The organism is bacterium (assembly GCA_035419245.1).
Taxonomy (GTDB): Bacteria; Zhuqueibacterota; Zhuqueibacteria; order Residuimicrobiales; family Residuimicrobiaceae; genus JAKPUX01.
On record DAOLSP010000004.1, the window covers coordinates 54870 to 72261 of the forward strand.

14 protein-coding genes are annotated in these 17392 nt (G+C 59.8%); all 14 read right to left on the reverse strand.

From position 1 onward, the window contains the following. Positions 1–34: 34 nt before the first annotated feature. The 14 genes from PLH32_07745 to dnaK all read right to left on the reverse strand — a co-directional run bounded on the left by PLH32_07745 (position 35) and on the right by dnaK (position 17338). Positions 35–1411: a hypothetical protein gene (locus PLH32_07745; GenBank protein HQJ64488.1), complete on the reverse strand. Its 1377-nt coding sequence runs from the start codon at positions 1409–1411 to the stop codon at positions 35–37. Positions 1412–1658: 247 nt separating this feature from the next. Then, positions 1659–2411: a tetratricopeptide repeat protein gene (locus PLH32_07750; GenBank protein HQJ64489.1), complete on the reverse strand. Its 753-nt coding sequence runs from the start codon at positions 2409–2411 to the stop codon at positions 1659–1661. A gap of 3 nt (positions 2412–2414) precedes the next feature. Next, positions 2415–4256: a BatD family protein gene (locus PLH32_07755; protein HQJ64490.1), complete on the reverse strand. Its 1842-nt coding sequence runs from the start codon at positions 4254–4256 to the stop codon at positions 2415–2417. 37 nt (positions 4257–4293) lie between these two features. Next, positions 4294–5019: a tetratricopeptide repeat protein gene (locus tag PLH32_07760; protein HQJ64491.1), complete on the reverse strand. Its 726-nt coding sequence runs from the start codon at positions 5017–5019 to the stop codon at positions 4294–4296. 5 nt (positions 5020–5024) lie between these two features. Then, positions 5025–6062, reverse strand: a complete 1038-nt coding sequence (locus PLH32_07765; protein ID HQJ64492.1) for a VWA domain-containing protein — start codon at positions 6060–6062, stop codon at positions 5025–5027. Between the two features lie 15 nt (positions 6063–6077). Continuing rightward, positions 6078–7070: a VWA domain-containing protein gene (locus PLH32_07770; GenBank protein ID HQJ64493.1), complete on the reverse strand. Its 993-nt coding sequence runs from the start codon at positions 7068–7070 to the stop codon at positions 6078–6080. A 1-nt stretch (position 7071) separates the two neighbouring features. After that, positions 7072–8064, reverse strand: a complete 993-nt coding sequence (locus PLH32_07775) for a hypothetical protein (protein HQJ64494.1) — start codon at positions 8062–8064, stop codon at positions 7072–7074. 101 nt (positions 8065–8165) lie between these two features. Further along, positions 8166–9098 (reverse strand): hypothetical protein, encoded by a 933-nt coding sequence (locus tag PLH32_07780; GenBank protein ID HQJ64495.1) that lies wholly within the window; start codon positions 9096–9098, stop codon positions 8166–8168. A 16-nt stretch (positions 9099–9114) separates the two neighbouring features. Beyond that, positions 9115–9993, reverse strand: a complete 879-nt coding sequence (locus PLH32_07785; GenBank protein HQJ64496.1) for a DUF58 domain-containing protein — start codon at positions 9991–9993, stop codon at positions 9115–9117. 44 nt (positions 9994–10037) lie between these two features. Further along, complete coding sequence (locus tag PLH32_07790) at positions 10038–11027, reverse strand: MoxR family ATPase (protein HQJ64497.1); 990 nt, start codon at positions 11025–11027, stop codon at positions 10038–10040. 42 nt (positions 11028–11069) lie between these two features. Beyond that, positions 11070–11978: a hypothetical protein gene (locus PLH32_07795; GenBank protein HQJ64498.1), complete on the reverse strand. Its 909-nt coding sequence runs from the start codon at positions 11976–11978 to the stop codon at positions 11070–11072. 116 nt (positions 11979–12094) lie between these two features. Next, complete coding sequence (locus tag PLH32_07800) at positions 12095–12607, reverse strand: tetratricopeptide repeat protein (GenBank protein ID HQJ64499.1); 513 nt, start codon at positions 12605–12607, stop codon at positions 12095–12097. 78 nt (positions 12608–12685) lie between these two features. Next, positions 12686–15295: an ATP-dependent chaperone ClpB gene (gene clpB / locus PLH32_07805; protein HQJ64500.1), complete on the reverse strand. Its 2610-nt coding sequence runs from the start codon at positions 15293–15295 to the stop codon at positions 12686–12688. Between the two features lie 120 nt (positions 15296–15415). Beyond that, positions 15416–17338 carry a molecular chaperone DnaK gene (gene dnaK, locus PLH32_07810; protein HQJ64501.1) on the reverse strand — a complete coding sequence of 641 codons (1923 nt, stop codon included), beginning with the start codon at positions 17336–17338 and terminating at the stop codon, positions 15416–15418. Between the last annotated feature and the right edge of the window lie 54 nt (positions 17339–17392).

Here is a 17392-nt window from a genome sequence, read left to right on the forward strand (position 1 = left end):
AATCCGAATTCAGGGCCTTGGCACGCTGGACCGATCAGCGCCGGTGCGAAGAGCTGCCCCTGGAGGAACTGCTGCCGGAAGAGCTGCTTCGCGAAGAGCTGCCGCTGCTGCTGGAACTGCGGGGCGCAGGAGCCGAATAGCTGCCGCTGCTGGAACTGCGGGAGGCCGGTGCTGAATAGCTGCCGCTGCTGCTGCGGGAATAGCCGCTGCTCGATCTGGAAGAGGAACGGCTTTCCGAACGGCGTTCGCTCGAAGAACTGCTGCGGCGCGTATAGATGCTGCGTTCGGAGCCGCCGGTTTCGCGGCGGGAAACCATGCCCTCAGAGGAACGGCGGGATTCGCCGCTGCGCTGGTAGAGCCGCCCGTCATAGCTGCTGGCCGTATTCCGCTTGCGCGTGGTCGATTTCTGCTCCGATCCGCGCCGTTCGATGGGGGGGGACTGCTCCGGCCGGGAGGGCGTGCGCTTCACCTCGGGTTGCGAGGAGCTGTCGCCGCTCGACCGCCGTGCCGGTGTTCTTCTCTCCACCGTGCCGCTCTGGCTGCCACTTTCCTTTGTGCTGCCTTCCGAGCGGTCGGCCGGTTTACGCCGGATCTCGCCGGAGGGGGTCGATTGATCGCTGCCCGCCGTGGGGCGGGTTACGGTGCCGGCGCTGCCGTCGCGGCGGACCGGCTCGCGGCGCGTATCGGGTTTGTTCCACTCCTCGGTAACACCGCCCCGGCTGGAGCCGCCTGATTCTCCGGTGCGTCGCGTCCGCTCGGTGCTCGGAGGACGGCGCATGTCATGGTTGGCTCCCTGGTCGCCCGTATTCACGGGAACGCGGCTGTAGCTCCCGCCCGGGCGATTGCCGATACCAAAAGGCCGGCGTTCCCAATTGCGGTATTGATGGTCGTCCCCCCAATAATGACCGTTCCAGCCCCAGTAGCCATGATAGCCGCCATACCAGGGTCTGTCGTAGTACCCCCATCCGTAGCTGTACCAGGGGTCATAAAATCCCCAGCCGCCATAAAAGCTGAACGAAGGCCAGTACCAGGGGTCACCCCAGTAATCGTAGTAGCCATACCAGGGGTCCCAGCGATGGTGCCAGCGCCACCAGCTGGAGCTGTGGTAATACCAGTAAGGTTGGTACCACCACGCATCAATGTATACCGTCGGCACCCAATCTCTGACATAGACATTACGGTCTCCGCCGCGGTGGATGATGATGGTGGTATCCGGCCGATCCTCGTCATAGTTGGACTCATCATCGTAGGCATAATCCGACTCTTGCGGCTCCTCGGTCTGGTAGCCTTCATCATCGTTGACTGCACGCTCCGGTGCCCGGGCCAGTTGGGTGTAACAGCCGGGCAACGCCAGCCCCAAAGCAAGGATGAAGATGCCGGCAAATACCATTTTCATAAGAACACTTTTCATAGGCCCTCCTGACAACAAGGCACTGGGATGAATCATTTTGCATGGTAATGTAACACTACAAAGAGCCAAATGCAAAGAGTTTTCTTCACTTCTGGCCTTCACATTCATTGCATAGTATGTAACGGATTTTTTATTAAAATGTTCCCTTTAGGAAGAGGAATCAGCAGGAGCGGTAAAGACGAGAATTCTTAACATCAATCTCATCGTTCACAAGTTCGGAAAGCCAAGACTGGACCAGTGCCGGAGTCTATATCTCCTCCACCCCATCCCGCGTCAACCAGCCGACCTTGCCGTCCAGCAGGATGACCTTGACATAGGCCCCGGAACGGTCCGCCACCCGCACCTTGGTCCCTTCATGCAAATCGAAGACCTGGGTGGCATCGCTGGCAGGGGCACTGAGGACACTTACCTTCGGAAGCATGATGATGCCGTAGCGCAGGTTCCGGGCCTCGCTGGAGGTGGCCCAGAAAAGTGAGCCGGCTAGCAAAAAGAACACCAGCAGGGGGAGAAACAGGTATCCGGCCGCTGTGCGCACTCCACCCTGCCCAACGAGCAGCCGGATGATCACAGTCGCGAGCAGCAGATTGAATACTACAACCGCCAGCACGCCCCACTGCCCGACACTCAGCAGGTGCTTGATCCCCGACCACAGCTTGCCGGCAAAAAAGGGCGGCGGCGCGGCGATCTTATCCACGACCCGTAGCTGCGCCAGATCGAGGTTAAAGGCGATATCCGGATCAGCCGGCTTGAGGGCCCGGGCGCGCTCATAGTTCAAAATGGCCTTGCCGAGCTCCTGGCGGCGGAAAAACGCATTGCCGAGGTTGTAGTAGAGCTCGGCGCACTCGTAGCCGGTTCCCAGGGCGGCCTCGTAGGCTTTGATCGCCTCGTCATAGGCGCTCTTTTGCATAGCCGCATTTCCCTGCTGGTAATACTGCAGGGCAATAGGATTGGCAAGAGCCGCTCCGGCCAGCAGCAGGAATATCATGATGTGCTTGTACATGGGCTAGATCGCCTTTTCCAGATTGATAATGGCCTCTTTCGCCTCGCGGTAAATCCCCTGCATCTGCGTCATCGTGACATCAGACGGGGCGAAACGCTGATAATCGCAGACCTTGAGCAACTGCAGATACTGCTGGATGGTCGCCTCGGGCACATTGCGCTGTTTCAGCCGGCTCTCGAGCTCGCTGGTGACCATCCCGGCTTCGGAGAGATCGAGTTTGTCTGCGGCAAAACCCAGCAGCGCCCGCGCGATCTCGGCAAAGTACTCCTTCTGCTTCTCCACTTGCAGCAGCCCTTCGGCCCGGCTCAGCCGCTTCATGGCCATGCGATTGGCGCGGCGACTGCGGGCATAGGCGACGTTGCCGCTGAGCTTGTCGAGATGACGGCGCCAGCCGAAGGCCGCCGCCAGCGCCAGCAGCGGCAGGATCCACAACAGCGTGAACCAGCTGCTGCGGTAAAAGGCGCCACCTTTACGGCGCCATTCCGGCGTCCCCAGTTTGATGAACCGGATATCCTGCCCGATCAGCTTGACCTCCTCCTTGCTCAATCCCGCCGGCACGGTCGAGGCGTCGCCGCTGCCTTTGGCGACGGGGATGATCAGCTCAGGCGTGGAGGCCGTAGCGTAGCGTCGGCTGGCCAGATCGAAATAGCTGAGGGTGATCGGCCGGATGCGCTGCTCACCGGCGAAGCGCGGCACCAGCACATACTCGAAGGTTTTGCTGCCGCTGATCCGGTCGCCGGTGCGCTGGATGTTCTCACTCACCTTGGGCTCATACTGCTCGAAATCCCGCGGCAGAACGACGTGCGGTTTGGGGATGGTGTTGATATTGCCCGTGCCCGAGATCACCACCTTGAGCGTGATGGCTTCATTGGTGGTCACCTCTTTTTTGTCGATGGTAGCCTTGATATCGAACGATCCGGCCAGGCCGCTGAAATCGGCCGGCTTACCGCTCTCGGGGAAGGGCAGGACCTCGATGCTGACCGGGCGCGACTGCACGCTCTTGCGCACTGTGCGGCCGAAAAAGGGATCGTCAAAAAAGCTGTCAAAGATGTCGTTGCTGCGCCGCCGTGCCTGCACGCGCACATCGCAGTCCACACCGAGGCTGCCGATCTGCACCCGGCCGGGCGAGGTCGGAAACATCGCCATCTTCTTGAGGTCGGCGACGACATATTTGCGTCCGTTGATCACCTCGTTGCGGGTCTGGGGCTGCTGCGGCAGGGGGATTTCCTCGCTCCAGAAGCCGGCAGACTCAGGCAGTTTGCTCAGAGCATAGCCGGAGACGTTGACGCGTGTATAGATGCTGAAGGTGACGATCACCGGCTCGTTCTGATAGACCTGGCGCTTGTTGACCAAAGCGCGGATAAAGAGCTCCTCATCCGAGGCCTCGCTGGCAGGCAAGGGCTGCGGCGCGCTCCCCGCCGCGGCGCTCGCAGAGCCTGAGCTCCCGGGTGCGGCGGCTGCAGCTCTGCCGATGGTGATGATAATCGGCCGGCTGCTGTAACTCTGGCCGCGCACGGAGACGCTGACCGGGGGGATGGTAAAGGTGCCTTCCTTGCTGGCGTTATAAAAATAGGTAAAGCTCTTCTGGACCGACATCTTGCCATTGATGATCTGGATGCTCTGCGAGGTGCCGCCGGAGCCGAGCAGGGTGAGAAACTCGCTGACTTCCGGCAGATCGATGCGATTGATGCCATTCGCGCCCTCACCCGACAGCTCGATGGTCAGGACCAGCTGCTGATTCAGGGTGAGGTTGGTCTGATCCACCGAGGCGGTGATGTTAAGCGGTTGGGCCGCCAGCGTGCTCGCCCAAATCAGCACCATGCCTATACAGGTTCGTACCGTCATAGGGTTATTTCTCTCCATGCACCGGCCCGGCTCGGGATCACCAATCCTTGACCACCGTGATCCGGCCCGGGGCTTGCATCTTGCGGGTATCTTTTTGGTTTTGCTCGTCCTGCTTCAGGGCATCCAGGATCCGCGCAGCGTCCTCTTTTGAGATCTCATCCGGCTTGGGCTGCTGATTTTTCTGTTCTTGCTGCTGTTGCTCCCGCTTTTGCTGCTCCTGATCCTTTTTGTCCTGATCCTGTTGCTGTTGCTGCTGCTGTTGCTGTTGCTGCTGCTGTTGCTGTTGCTGCTGCTGTTGCTGCTGCTGGGGATTCTGCTGTTGCTTCTGCGCCTCATCTTTCAGCTTTTTACGGGCGAGCTCGAGGTTGTACTTGGCATCCTCGTCAGATGGATCGAGTTTGAGCGACTGGGTATAAGCTAGGATCGCCTCGGGCAGCTTGTTGAGGCGGAAGAGAGCGTTGCCCATGTTGTAATAGCTCTGGGCCTGGATCCGGCTGTTGTCGCTCTTGAGCGCGTTCTGGGTCTCCTTGAGCGCTTCCTCGTACTTGTTCTTCTTGTACTCGGCCGCGCCGATATTGAAGGGCGCTTCCGGCAAGCCGGGGGCCTGGGTCTGGGCATCGCGGTATTTGATCAGGGCATCGTCATAGCGTTCCTGTTTAAAGAGCTTGTTGCCCTGGACGATCTTGCCGCGGCCGGGCTGGGCCTGCCCCCCCCCACTACCAAGAACAGTCACAGCCAGCAGGAATAATCCGATTCGTTTCATGGGGATCACCATTTGAAGAGACGTTTGAGCCAGAAATCGCGCCGCTGCCGCCGCTCCGGGATGAAGAATTCGAGCGCCAGCAGCAGAATAGTGAAGATCAGCATGTACTGAAAGCGGTCCTCAAACTGGGAAAAGCGCATCGAACCCAGCTCCTTCTTTTCGAGCTTGTCGATGTCGTCGTAGATCTTGCGCAGCTCGTCCTCGCCGCTGGTGGCTCGGAAATATTTGCCGTTGGTCTGCAGGGCGATCTTTTCCAGAGTCACCTCGTCGAGCTTGGTGATCACCACCTGGCCCTCGCGATCCTTCTTGAAGCCGGAGGAGATCCCATAGTCGGTCATCATCGGGATAGGGTCCCCCTTCGGTGAGCCGATGCCGACGGTATAGATGATCACCCCCTGGCGTTCCGCCTCCTCGGTCTGTTTCATCACATCCCCCTCATGGTCCTCGCCATCGGTGATGATGACCAGGACCTTGTGCTTGCGCTCCTTCTGGTCGAAGCATTCGAGCGCGCGGGAGATGGCCTGACCGATATTGGTGCCGGGGGTCGGAATGAGACCGGGATCGAGGATGTCGAGAAAGAGCTTGGCAGCGCCGTAATCGAGGGTGAGCGGGCATTGCACGAACGCGGTGCCGGCGAAGGCGATGAGGCCGACGCGATCGCCCTGAAGGCGGCCGAGCAGGCTCTCGACCTCGTGTTTGGCCTTATCCAGGCGGCTCGGCGGCACATCCTGGGCCAGCATCGAGGTGGAGACATCGATGGCAATCATCAGGTCGATCCCCTCGCGCTTGACCTCCTCGACGCGGGTGCCGATCTGCGGCCGCGCCAGGGCGAACAGGGCGAAAATCAGGGCTAGGATGATCAAGGCGGCTTTGAGGATCGGTCGGATCGGACTGGCATTAGCCGCAAGCTTTTTCATCAGCTCGCTATTGCCGAACCGCTGCAGCGCCCGGCTCTTGGCGCGAAAGGCCAGAACATAAAAGAATACCACCAGCGGGATGAGCCAGAGGAGGTGGAGCGCATAACTGTTCGCGAATCGCAGCATAAAGGATTCCGCTAATTAGGGTATCTTGCGAAAAACGGTATTGCCGAGGATCACTTCCAGGGCGAGCAGCAGCAGCGCAGCGATCAGATAACCGGAAAAAAGCTCGCGATAGCGGGTGTACTGTTTGACCTGGATCCTGGTCTTTTCCATCTCGCTGATCTCTTTGTAGATTTTTTCCAGGCTGGTCTTATCGGTGGCGCGGAAATAGCGTCCACCGGTGATATCCGCCACCCGCCGCAGCAGCTCTTCATCGATATTGACCGGCATGCGCACATAGCGCCGCCCGAAGATCGGGTCGTCGACCGGATAAAGCGCCTCACCCTTGCTGCCGGCGCCGATGGTATAGACCCGGATATTGAAGCTCTTGGCGATGCGCGCCGCGGTGAGAGGGTCGAGTTCGCCGCGGTTGTTCTGGCCGTCGGTCAGCAGGATCACCACCTTGCTCTTGGCCTTGCTGTCGCGCAGACGGTTGATGCTGGTGCCCAGTCCCATCCCAATGGCGGTGCCATCCTCGATCTGGCCGACATGGATCTCCTCGAGAAATTTGAGCAGGATGCCATAATCCAGGGTCAGGGGGCACTGGGTGAAGCTCTGGCCGGAAAAGACCACCATGCCGATACGATCGTTGGTGCGCCCCTTGATGAAATCGGCCGCGACCAGTTTGGCCGCCTCGAGGCGGTTCTTGGGCTGGAAATCCTCGGCGAGCATCGAGCTGGAGATGTCCATGGAGAGGATGATATCGATGCCCTCGGTGATCATCTCCTCTTCGCGGCTTCCGGCCTGGGGCCGGGCGAAGGCGACGATCAGCAGCGCGATGGCCGCGAGGCGCAGCAGGAAGAGCAGATGGCGGTAGCGTCTGCGGCTTGACGTTCCCACCTCCTTGATCAGGGCGATATCGGAATAGCGCACCGTCGAACGGCTGCGCAGGCTGCGGCGCAGATACCACCAGATCATCGCCGGCAGGATGAGCAGCAGCAGCAGGAACCCGGGATTAGCGAAGCGGAACATCTCAGCGGCCCTCCCCTTGCGTGGACGACGGCTCGGCGACGGCTTCAGGCTGCGGCTGCGGCTCCGGTTCGGTCCAGGTCAGCTTGGTGCCCTCGACGAAGGCGAAGGCGGTTGCGGTCAGGCGTTCGGTTTCGGCCGGCTCGGGGACGTACTTGGCGAATTTGGCCATATCGCAAAGGGTCAGCAGATCCTTCAACCGCGCCGGCCAGGGTTCTTCGAGACCGTAGGTGTCTAGGGCGCCAAGCAGTTCGCGGCTGGTCATTTCGAGGGCATCGATGCCATAGCGGCCTTCGATGTAGCGGCGCAGGATATCGGCCAGTTCGCTGTGCCAGGCCTTGTGCTTGCCCGCGGCGAGCCAGTCGCTGGCGACCAGCGCCTGCAGGGCCTCCAGGGCGATCTCGTGGGCGGGCCGTGGCGGAGTCTGCCGTTCCGGAAGGAGCCCCTTCCCCTGCCGGCGCTGGCGCAAGATCCACCATGTGGCCACAGCAGCGGCAACCAGCAGAACAGCCGCAGCGATCTTGAGCAGGATCGATTTCCAATCGCGCGGCGGCACCAGAGGTGGCTTGATGTCGCGGATATCACCCGCTTCGCTCGGATTGAGGCTTTGCACCAGGATCTTGATCGGTTCGCTCTTGAGAATATGACGTGTCGTGTCGCCCTTGAGTCGATAGGTGATGCTCAGGGCGGGAATTTCATAGTCGCCGGTATCAAAGGTGGAAATCAGATAGTCGGCGCCGAGGAGTGTCCGCCCCTCCTTTTTCTGCGGCGGCAGCACCTTGTAGTCGCGCAGCTCGAACTGGCCGAGATTGCTGCCCGGCGACGGCATCTCGACCGTGACGCCCTCCGCATGGGAGACGCGCAAGCTGTAGCGTACGATATCACCAATGAGAATCTTGGCGCGGTCCACCCGCGAATCGATCGTCACCTGCTCCTGGGCTCGCGCCAGTACTGCGGTTAGAAGGCCGAGAAGAATCAGTATTCGTCGTCTTGGCATGTCACGTGAACTCAGTTTATTGAAAACAGTTCTCACCGAAACACAGGGACAAGGAGAATGCGCTTTCGTCGCGTTTCCGTGTCCCTGTGTGGAACAATATTCTACTTCACCTGGTCGTCGAAGAACTGCACGCCCTCGGCCTGCATCATCCTGCCGATCATCTCCTGGAAGGCACGCTGGTATTTGTCGCGGTAGAGGTCCTGAGTCACCTGTTGCTGGACCTCATCCAAGCTCTTCTCGCGGATCAACTTGCCCTTGTCGTTCTTCTCGGCGTAGTCGGCCTTGTGCGCCTGGTAATAGGTGGCCACATCACCCGCATCGACATGGATCTTGTCCGCGACCTTGTCCTGCATGAGGCGGCGGACCATCAGAGCCTTCTTGGCCTGAAAAGCGCCGTCGACCACCTGCTGGTCGTTATCGAGTCCGGCCCGCTTGGCGGTATCGTAAAGCAACTCGGTGGCGACATATTCGCGCAGGAACTGCAGCTTGGCCTGCGGATTGCGGAACTGCTCGCGGGCGCTGGGAGGCAGCTGGTCGATCTCGAAATTAAGATCGCCCATGCTGATCTCACGGCTGCCAATGCGCGCAACGACCGCCCCGGGCCGCGGTTTCTGCACCCGCGAGGGATCGAGCTGTACCGTCTCATCCAGAGCTTGACGCGCATCCGCGCTGCGGTCGAGACGTTCCAGACAGGCGACGATCTTCTTGTTGGCCTCGGCGACGACTGGACTTTCAGGATGGAAGTGTTTGAGCTTGAGATACCAGGTCATGGCATTGGCGTAATCGTGCAGACGCTCAAAATAAAGGTTGCCGATGGCATACTGCAGATTGGCCGCATCATTGGCGGACAGATCATAATCGCGCAGACAGGCTTCGTATTCGCTGACCGCCTGGGTGTAGAGGGAGCGGTTGACCAGGTCCGCAGCAAATTCGCGCACTTTTTCGGCCTCTTTGGCCGGGCGTTTACCCGAGCCGCAGCCGGCGGCCAGCGCCGCCAGCATGAGAGCAAAGAGAACAGGATGACTCTTGCGCATGGCACTCCTCGTCCGGTTAACGGTAGCGTTTGGCGCGCATCTTGAAAAATCGTATCAGCGGCTCGACATACGAAATCCGGGTGTTGATCTCCACCTGGTCGACGTTCATCGAGCGGAAGATCTTGTCACGGCCGCTCTTGTCCTGAAGGGCGCGTTTACTGAAGGCGCGCCGCGTCCCCTCGTCACTTGTGTCGAGCAGCCAGGTCTCGCCGGTCTCGGCATCCTCCAGCTCGATAAAGCCGACATCGGGCAGCTCCTGCTCGCGCGGGTCGGTCAGGGAGATGGCGACAATATCGTGCCGTTTGTTGGCGATTTGCAGTGCTTTCTCATACCCCGAAGAGAGAAAATCGGAGATCAGAAAGACCACACTGCGCCGCCGGCTCACCTTGCTGAGGTATTCGAGGGCCTGGCCGATGTCGGTCCGGTGGCCCTGCGGCTGATGGTATAGCACCTCGCGGATGACCCGCAGCACATGGGACTTGCCTTTCTTCGGGGTGACGAATTTTTCCACCCCTTCAGAAAAGATGATCAAGCCGACTTTATCGTTATTCTTGATCGCCGAGAAGGCGAGCAGGGCGCAGATCTCCGCCGCGATCTCGCTCTTCATTTGTGAGACCGTGCCGAACGCCGAGGAGGAGCTGACATCGACCACCAGCATTACGGTGAGCTCGCGCTCTTCCTCGAAAATCTTGACGAAGGGATGGCCCATCCGCGCTGTGACATTCCAGTCGATGGTGCGGATATCATCACCGGGCAGGTATTCGCGCACCTCCGAGAACTCCATCCCGCGGCCCTTGAAGACCGAGTGGTACTCCCCGGAAAAAACATCGTTGACCAGGCCGCGGGTCTGGATCTCGATGCGCTTTACTTTTTTGAGTATCTCTTTTGGGATCATGACCGTTCTTCATTAGCCTGTTGCCGCTTCCAATACGCCGCCGATCAGGGGACCTCGACCTTGTTGATGATCTTGCGCACGACATCCTCAGCGCTGATCTCCTCGGCCTCGGCCTCGTAGGTGATGATGACGCGGTGCCGCAGCACATCCATAGCGATCGAGCGGATATCCTCCGGCGTCACATAACCGCGGCGGCTCAAAAAGGCATGGGCTTTGGCGGCCATACTGAGATAGATCGAAGCGCGCGGCGAGGCTCCGTAGGCGATCAGATCGGCCAGCTCATCCAGACCGTACTCCTTCGGTTTGCGAGTGGCAAATACGATATCGACGATATAATTCTCGATCTTGGGATCGATATAGACCTCATGAACCGCACGGCGGGCGCTGATGATCTCCTGAGGCGTGACCACCGCCTTTGCCTCCGGCAGATCGGCGCGGGTCATGCGGCGCATGATCTCCAGCTCTTCATTGCGGTCGGGATAGCCGATCGAGAGTTTGAGCATGAACCGGTCCACCTGGGCTTCCGGCAAGGGATAAGTGCCCTCCTGCTCGATCGGGTTCTGGGTGGCAAGGACGAGGAAAGGCGACGGCAACGGGAAGGTCGAATCACCGAGGGTCACCTGGCGCTCCTGCATCGCTTCGAGCAGGGCCGACTGCACCTTGGCCGGGGAACGGTTGATTTCGTCGGCGAGGACGAGATTGGAAAAGATCGGGCCCTTTTTGGCGGAGAAGGAGCCGTTCTTCTGGTCGTAAATCATGGTGCCGATGATGTCTGCGGGCAGCAGATCCGGGGTGAACTGGATGCGCTGGAACTGGGTTTTGATGGCCGCGGAAAGGGTCTTGACGGTCATGGTCTTGGCCAGACCCGGCACGCCCTCCAGCAGAATGTGTCCGTCGGCGAGCAAACCGATGAGCAGCCGCTCGATCATATAGGTCTGGCCGACGATCACCTTGCTCACCTCGGCCGTGATCTTTTCGACGAAGGCGCTCTCGCGCTCGATCTTGGCCTGGATGGCTTGAATGTCGATGTTCATTACTCCTCCCATAATAGATCTCTTGACCTCTGCAACCTAGTACTACCGGCTGGTCGACCCCAGCATGGATTCCAGAATCGTATAGGCGCGTTCCAGCTCGCCGCGCCGCGGCGCCGCACCGGAAAATTTGGCAATATCGGCCTGCTCGAGAATAGCCATAGTATCGGTGATTACCCCTTCATCGGCCTCCGCCTCCTCCATCAGACCGCGGACCTCAGAGGTGGTGGCGCTGATCAGCGGCAGGCTGTACCTTTCCGCCAGATACCGGCGCAGCAGCCCAGAGAGCCGGGCGAAGGCCGCACCGGGATCGAGATCCGGCTGGCGCAGATCGACCTCCTCCTTTAGCCGTTCCGCATATTTCTCCTCCAGGGAGATCTGGCGCGCCTGCTGTTCGAGGGCGAGACGCGCGGCCTCGGCCCGCCGACGCCGGATCCGGCGCACCAGAAACAGGGTAAGCGCCGCCGCGAGCCCGGCCGCCAGCAGAATGATCAGCCAAAGATAGGAGCCCGGCTCGGGGAGCGGATCGATCACCTTGAGTTCAAGACGGCTGGTTGCGAGACGGTACTCCTTGCCGGTCGCCTTGTCGCTGTAACGGATGATGATGCCGTCCACATAAGCCATGCCAAGGCCATCCGGCTTGACCGTATACTGGTATTCCTGCCGGGCCACCTGCACGCCGCCGGCCACCTGGACCTGGTTGGAGCTGGCCGTTCCTATAATACTGAGATTGTCCACCAGGGGATTGTCGAATTTGACGATCTCGTAGCGGTCGAGGTCACCGGCCCATTCGAGACGGATGGTCACCAGGGCTGTGCGATTCTGCGGCACCTCGCGCGGCTCCGCCATCGCAGAGACGCGGATGCCCTCATCGCCGGACTGGGCCCGCAGCGGCCAGGCCGTCAGCAGCAGCCCACCCAGAAGCAGCAAAGCAGCAGAACGCATCGCGCGCATCGCATTCCTCCGGACAATAATAAAGCCGATAAAGAGGCAACAGGGACGGATCGCCCATCGATCGGCTGGTATTCTCGGCGCCGCCGGTGGCGGCACCGAGATCATATCTATTGACGTTACTGCTTAGCGGCTGAACCCGGAGCGGGCGTGCCGAGCTGGAGGTCCAGCTCGCTGATATCCTTGCCGAGGTGCTCCAGCTCCCATTTTACCGAGGAGGCCAGTTCATGATTGGGCCACTTTTGCAAAAACTCCTGATAATACTTTTTGGCATTATCGTAGTCCTTGATGTCGTTGGCATATCGGTAGCCGATCATGAAACTGGACTGGATGACATAATTGCTTTTCGGGTACTTGCGGATGAGCTGCTTGTAGGCATCAACGGACTGCTGATAATCCTTGAGATTGTTGGCATAGAGCACACCAAGGCGATAGAGGGTCTCATCTGCGCGGGGCGATTTGGGGAAAGCCTTGACCAAACGCGCATACATCTCGACCGCCTGTTTCCACTGCTCACGGCTCTCAAAGTCCGCGGCATTGGCGCGCAACTGCTCTTCCGTCATCTTTTCGCCACACCCGGCAAGAATCGCAACCATCACCAGGGCCAGTGTCCATGCAATCCAGTGTTTCATCACATCTCCTCCGCTGCTATGCTCCGGTAAATGTATTGTTAACGAGAGTGAAAAAGGAAAGTTCCCGAATTTTCTAACTTAGGGTTTTTTCCTCATAAAATCAAGTTTTTTATCCTTTACAAGCACCTCGACGGTAGAACCTGCAGGAAAGTCACCCGCCAAGAGTCTCAAGGCCAGGGCATCGACCATCTCGTGCTGGATCAGGCGTTTCAGCGGCCTGGCGCCGAAGGCCGGATCGTAGCCGTGCTCCGCAAGATACTCTTCCACCTCAGGCGTGACTTCGAGAAGCAGATCTTGACGCGCCAGCAGCTTTTCCAGATGCCGCAGCTGCAGCCGCGCGATTTGTTTGATCTCCTCACGCCGCAGGGCGTGGAAGACGATGATGTCGTCGACGCGGTTGAGAAACTCGGGGCGCATGGTATTCTTGAGCAGGGCCAGTACCTCTTCCTGGATCTCCTCGTGGATCTTCTTGCGGTTCTTCTCGTTGATCTCCTGCGACCGCTCCATGATCTGCTGGGCGCCAAGGTTCGAGGTCATGATGATGATGGTGTTCTTGAAATTGACCGTACGGCCCTGGTTGTCGGTGAGCCGCCCCTCATCCAGTACCTGAAGCAGGACATTGAAGACCTCGGGATGGGCCTTTTCGATCTCATCGAGGAGCACCACTGCATAGGGCCGCCGCCGTACCGCCTCGGTAAGCTGGCCGCCCTCATCATAGCCTACATACCCAGGCGGCGCGCCGATAAGCCGCGAAACCGCATGGCGTTCCATGTACTCCGACATATCGATGCGCACCATCGCGCGCTCGTCATCGAAGAGAAATTCCGCGAGAGCGCGCGCCAGCTCGGTTTTGCCGACGCCGGTTGAACCGAGAAAGATGAAGGAGCCGATGGGACGGTTTTCATCCTGAAGCCCGGCCCGGCTGCGGCGAATGGCATCGGCAACCGCTTCGACCGCCTCGTCCTGGCCGATCACCCGCTCGTGCAACCGCTCCTCCATATGCAGCAGCTTCTGCTTTTCGCTCTCGAGCATGCGCACAACCGGGATGCCGGTCCATTTAGAGACCACTTCGGCGATGTCCTCCTCATCAACCTCCTCCTTGAGCATCCGCAGGTCCTTCTGTAAGTCGATCAGCCGGGAGTTGGCCGCTTCGAGCTGTTTGTGCAGCTCGATCAGACGGCCGTATTTCAGTTCAGCGGCCTCCTCGAGACGGCCATCGCGTTCAGCAGCGGCCGCATCGGTCTTGGCCTTCTCAATCCCCTCCTTAAGTCCGCGGATCGCGGCGATCTGGCTTCGCTCCAGTTCCCAGTGGGCGCGCAGCGCGGTCCGCCTCTCCGCCAACTCCGCCAGATCCTTTTCGACCTCAACGAGGCGCTGCGCAGAGACCGGATCCTCCTCCTTTTTCAGGGCCTGACGTTCGATCTCGAGCTGCTTGCTGCGGCGTTCGACCTCATCCAGCTCCGCCGGCATGCTGTCGATCTCGATGCGCAATTTGGAGGCGGCCTCATCCATCAGGTCGATGGCCTTGTCCGGAAGAAAACGGTCGCTGATGTAGCGGTCGGCCAGCGTAGCGGCCGCAACCAAGGCATTGTCCTGAATGCGCACCCCATGATGCACTTCATATTTTTCCTTGATGCCGCGAAGAATGGAGATCGTCTCCTCCGCCGAGGGGGGATTGACCATCACCGGCTGAAAACGCCGCTCCAAGGCGGCATCCTTTTCGATGTGGAGGCGATACTCATCGAGGGTGGTGGCGCCGATGCAGCGCAGCTCGCCACGGGCGAGGGCGGGTTTGAGCATGTTGGAGGCGTCCATAGCCCCCTCGGCGGCCCCGGCACCTACCAGGGTATGCAGTTCATCGATGAAGAGGATGTACTCCCCCTCCGAATCGGTGATCTCTTTCAGCAGGGCCTTGAAGCGTTCCTCGAACTCGCCGCGGTATTTGGCGCCAGCGATGAGGGCGCCGAGATCGAGGGCCATGATGCGCTTGCTCTTGAGATTCTCCGGCACATCGCCCTGGGTGATGCGCTGCGCGACGCCTTCGGCGATCGCGGTTTTGCCGACGCCGGGCTCGCCGATGAGCACCGGATTGTTCTTGGTGCGGCGGCTGAGCACCTGCAGCACCCGGCGCATCTCGTCATCGCGGCCGATCACAGGATCGAGTTTGCCCTGACGGGCCAGTTCGTTGAGATCGCGCGCATAACGCTGCAGGGCCTGGTATTTATCCTCCGGAGTCTGGTCGGTCACGCGCTGGCTGCCGCGCACCTGCTTGAGCACCTGCAACAGCGCATCGTGGGTCATGCCGTTTTCGCGCATCAGGGCACCGGCCGGACCCCGATCTCCGGCAAGGGCCAGAAGGAGGTGTTCCACGCTGATGTACTCATCGCGCAACTGTCCTGCTTCTTTCTGGGCCGAATCAAAGAGTTCACCGGTCTCGCGGCTGTAATACATCTGGCCGCTGCCGCTAACCCGGGGGATCTTCGCCAGGGCTTCGGTCGTGCGGTTGATCAGGAGTCCCGGATCGGCGCCGATGCGCTTGGCCAGGCTCCGCGCCATGCCTTCCGGATCGTTGAGCAGGGCCAGAAGCACGTGTAGCGGCTCGATCTGCTGATGTCCGTTGTCGCCGGCCGCCTGCTGACTGCGTCCCAGCGCCTCCTGGGCCTTTATCGTCAATTTGTCCATGGAGATCATGATGATATCCTCATCTCAATGAGTAAAAAAAGGGCGGAACAGGTTCCGCCCTTTGCATTGTGCCGGTCAGAGGGCCCGGCCTGGCTATATGCCATGCCGGGCGTATGCCTGGGCGGATTACTTTTGGTCGTCTACCACCTCGTAATCAGCATCTTCCGCCTTGGGCGGCTTGTCACCGGAGGATTCGCCGCCGGGCTGACCTTGCTGCGCCCCGGCAGCGGCGGAGGCTTGCTGCTGGGCGTTGGCCGCTTCGTACATCTTGGCGGCGGCCTGGTGCCAGATCTGGTTGAGGGCCTCGAGAGCCGACTTGATCTCATCGATATTCTCGCCCTTCATCGCCTCCTTGAGACGGCCGACGCCGGCCTCGAGCTGGTTCTTCAAACCGGAGTCGAGCTTGTCGGCATTCTCCTTGATGTTCTTCTCGGTTTGATAGACCAGTTGATCCGCCTGGTTACGCGTATCAATCAGCTCGCGCCGCTTCTTGTCCTCGGCGGCATGCAACTTGGCATCGCTGACCATCTTCTCGACCTCCTCCTTGCTCAAGCCGGTCGAGGCCTCGATCCGGATGGTCTGCTCCTTGTTGGTCGCCTTATCCTTGGCGGCGACATTGAGGATGCCGTTGGCGTCGATGTCGAAAGAGACCTCGATTTGCGGAATGCCTCGCGGAGCGGGCGGAATGCCATCGAGGTGAAAACGCCCGAGCGTACGGTTATCAATGGCCATCTCCCGTTCGCCCTGGAGGACGTGGATTTCCACCGAGGTCTGACTGTCAGCCGCCGTCGAAAAGATCTGCGACTGGCGGGTGGGGATGGTGGTGTTCTTTTCGATAATCCGGGTCATCACGCCACCAAGAGTCTCAATGCCCAGAGAAAGCGGCGTGACATCGAGAAGGAGGACATCCTTGACCTCGCCGCCGAGAACACCACCTTGAATGGCCGCGCCGACGGCGACTACTTCGTCGGGATTAACCCCCTTATGCGGCTCCTTGCCGAAGAGCTCGCGCACCATCTCCTGAACCTTGGGCATGCGCGTCGCACCGCCAACGAGGACAACCTCATTGATTTCGGCGGTGGTCATGCCGGCATCCTTGAGGGCGGTCCGGCAGGGAGCAAGCGTGCGCTGAAAGAGATCATCACAAAGCTGTTCGAACTTGGCCCGGGTGAGGGTCATGCTGAGATGCTTGGGGCCGCTGTCGGTCGCTGTGATAAAAGGCAGATTGATCTCGGTCTGCGTGGTCGTCGAGAGTTCGCACTTGCCCTTCTCGGCCGCTTCCTTGAGCCGCTGCAAGGCCATCGGATCCTTGGAGAGATCGACACCCTCCTGTTTGACAAACTCATCGACGATCCAGTCGATGATGCGCTGGTCGAAATCGTCGCCGCCGAGATGGGTGTCACCGTTGGTCGATTTGACCTCAAAGACACCATCGCCGATCTCGAGGATCGAGATGTCGAAAGTACCGCCGCCGAGGTCGAAGACGGCGATCTTTTCATTGCCCTTCTTGTCGAGGCCATAGGCCAGCGAAGCCGCAGTCGGCTCATTGATGATGCGACGCACGTTCAAGCCGGCGATTTCGCCCGCCTCCTTGGTCGCCTGGCGCTGGCTGTCGTTGAAATAGGCCGGCACGGTGATAACCGCATCGGTCACCTTCTCACCGAGGTAATCCTCGGCGGTCTGGCGCATCTTTTGCAGGATCATGGCCGAGATCTCCTGCGGAGAATATTCCTTGTCGTCTATTTTGACCTTGGCTACATCATTGCTGCCGGAAATGACCGTATAGGGGACCTCTTCCCGCTCGCGCGAGACCTCGCCGAAGCGGCGCCCCATGAACCGTTTGATCGAATAGACGGTTTTGGTCGGATTGGTGACCGCCTGTCGCTTGGCCACCTGACCGACCAACCGCTCACCGGTTTTGCTGAACGCCACCACCGAGGGGGTGGTGCGCATGCCTTCGCTGTTGGGGATGACGACGGGCTCCCCCGCCTCCATCACCGCGACGCACGAGTTGGTGGTGCCCAGATCGATACCGATAATCTTTCCCATCCTTTTACTCCTTTCGGGAAACTTTATGTAAAACGTTGCAGATGGTCTCTAAAA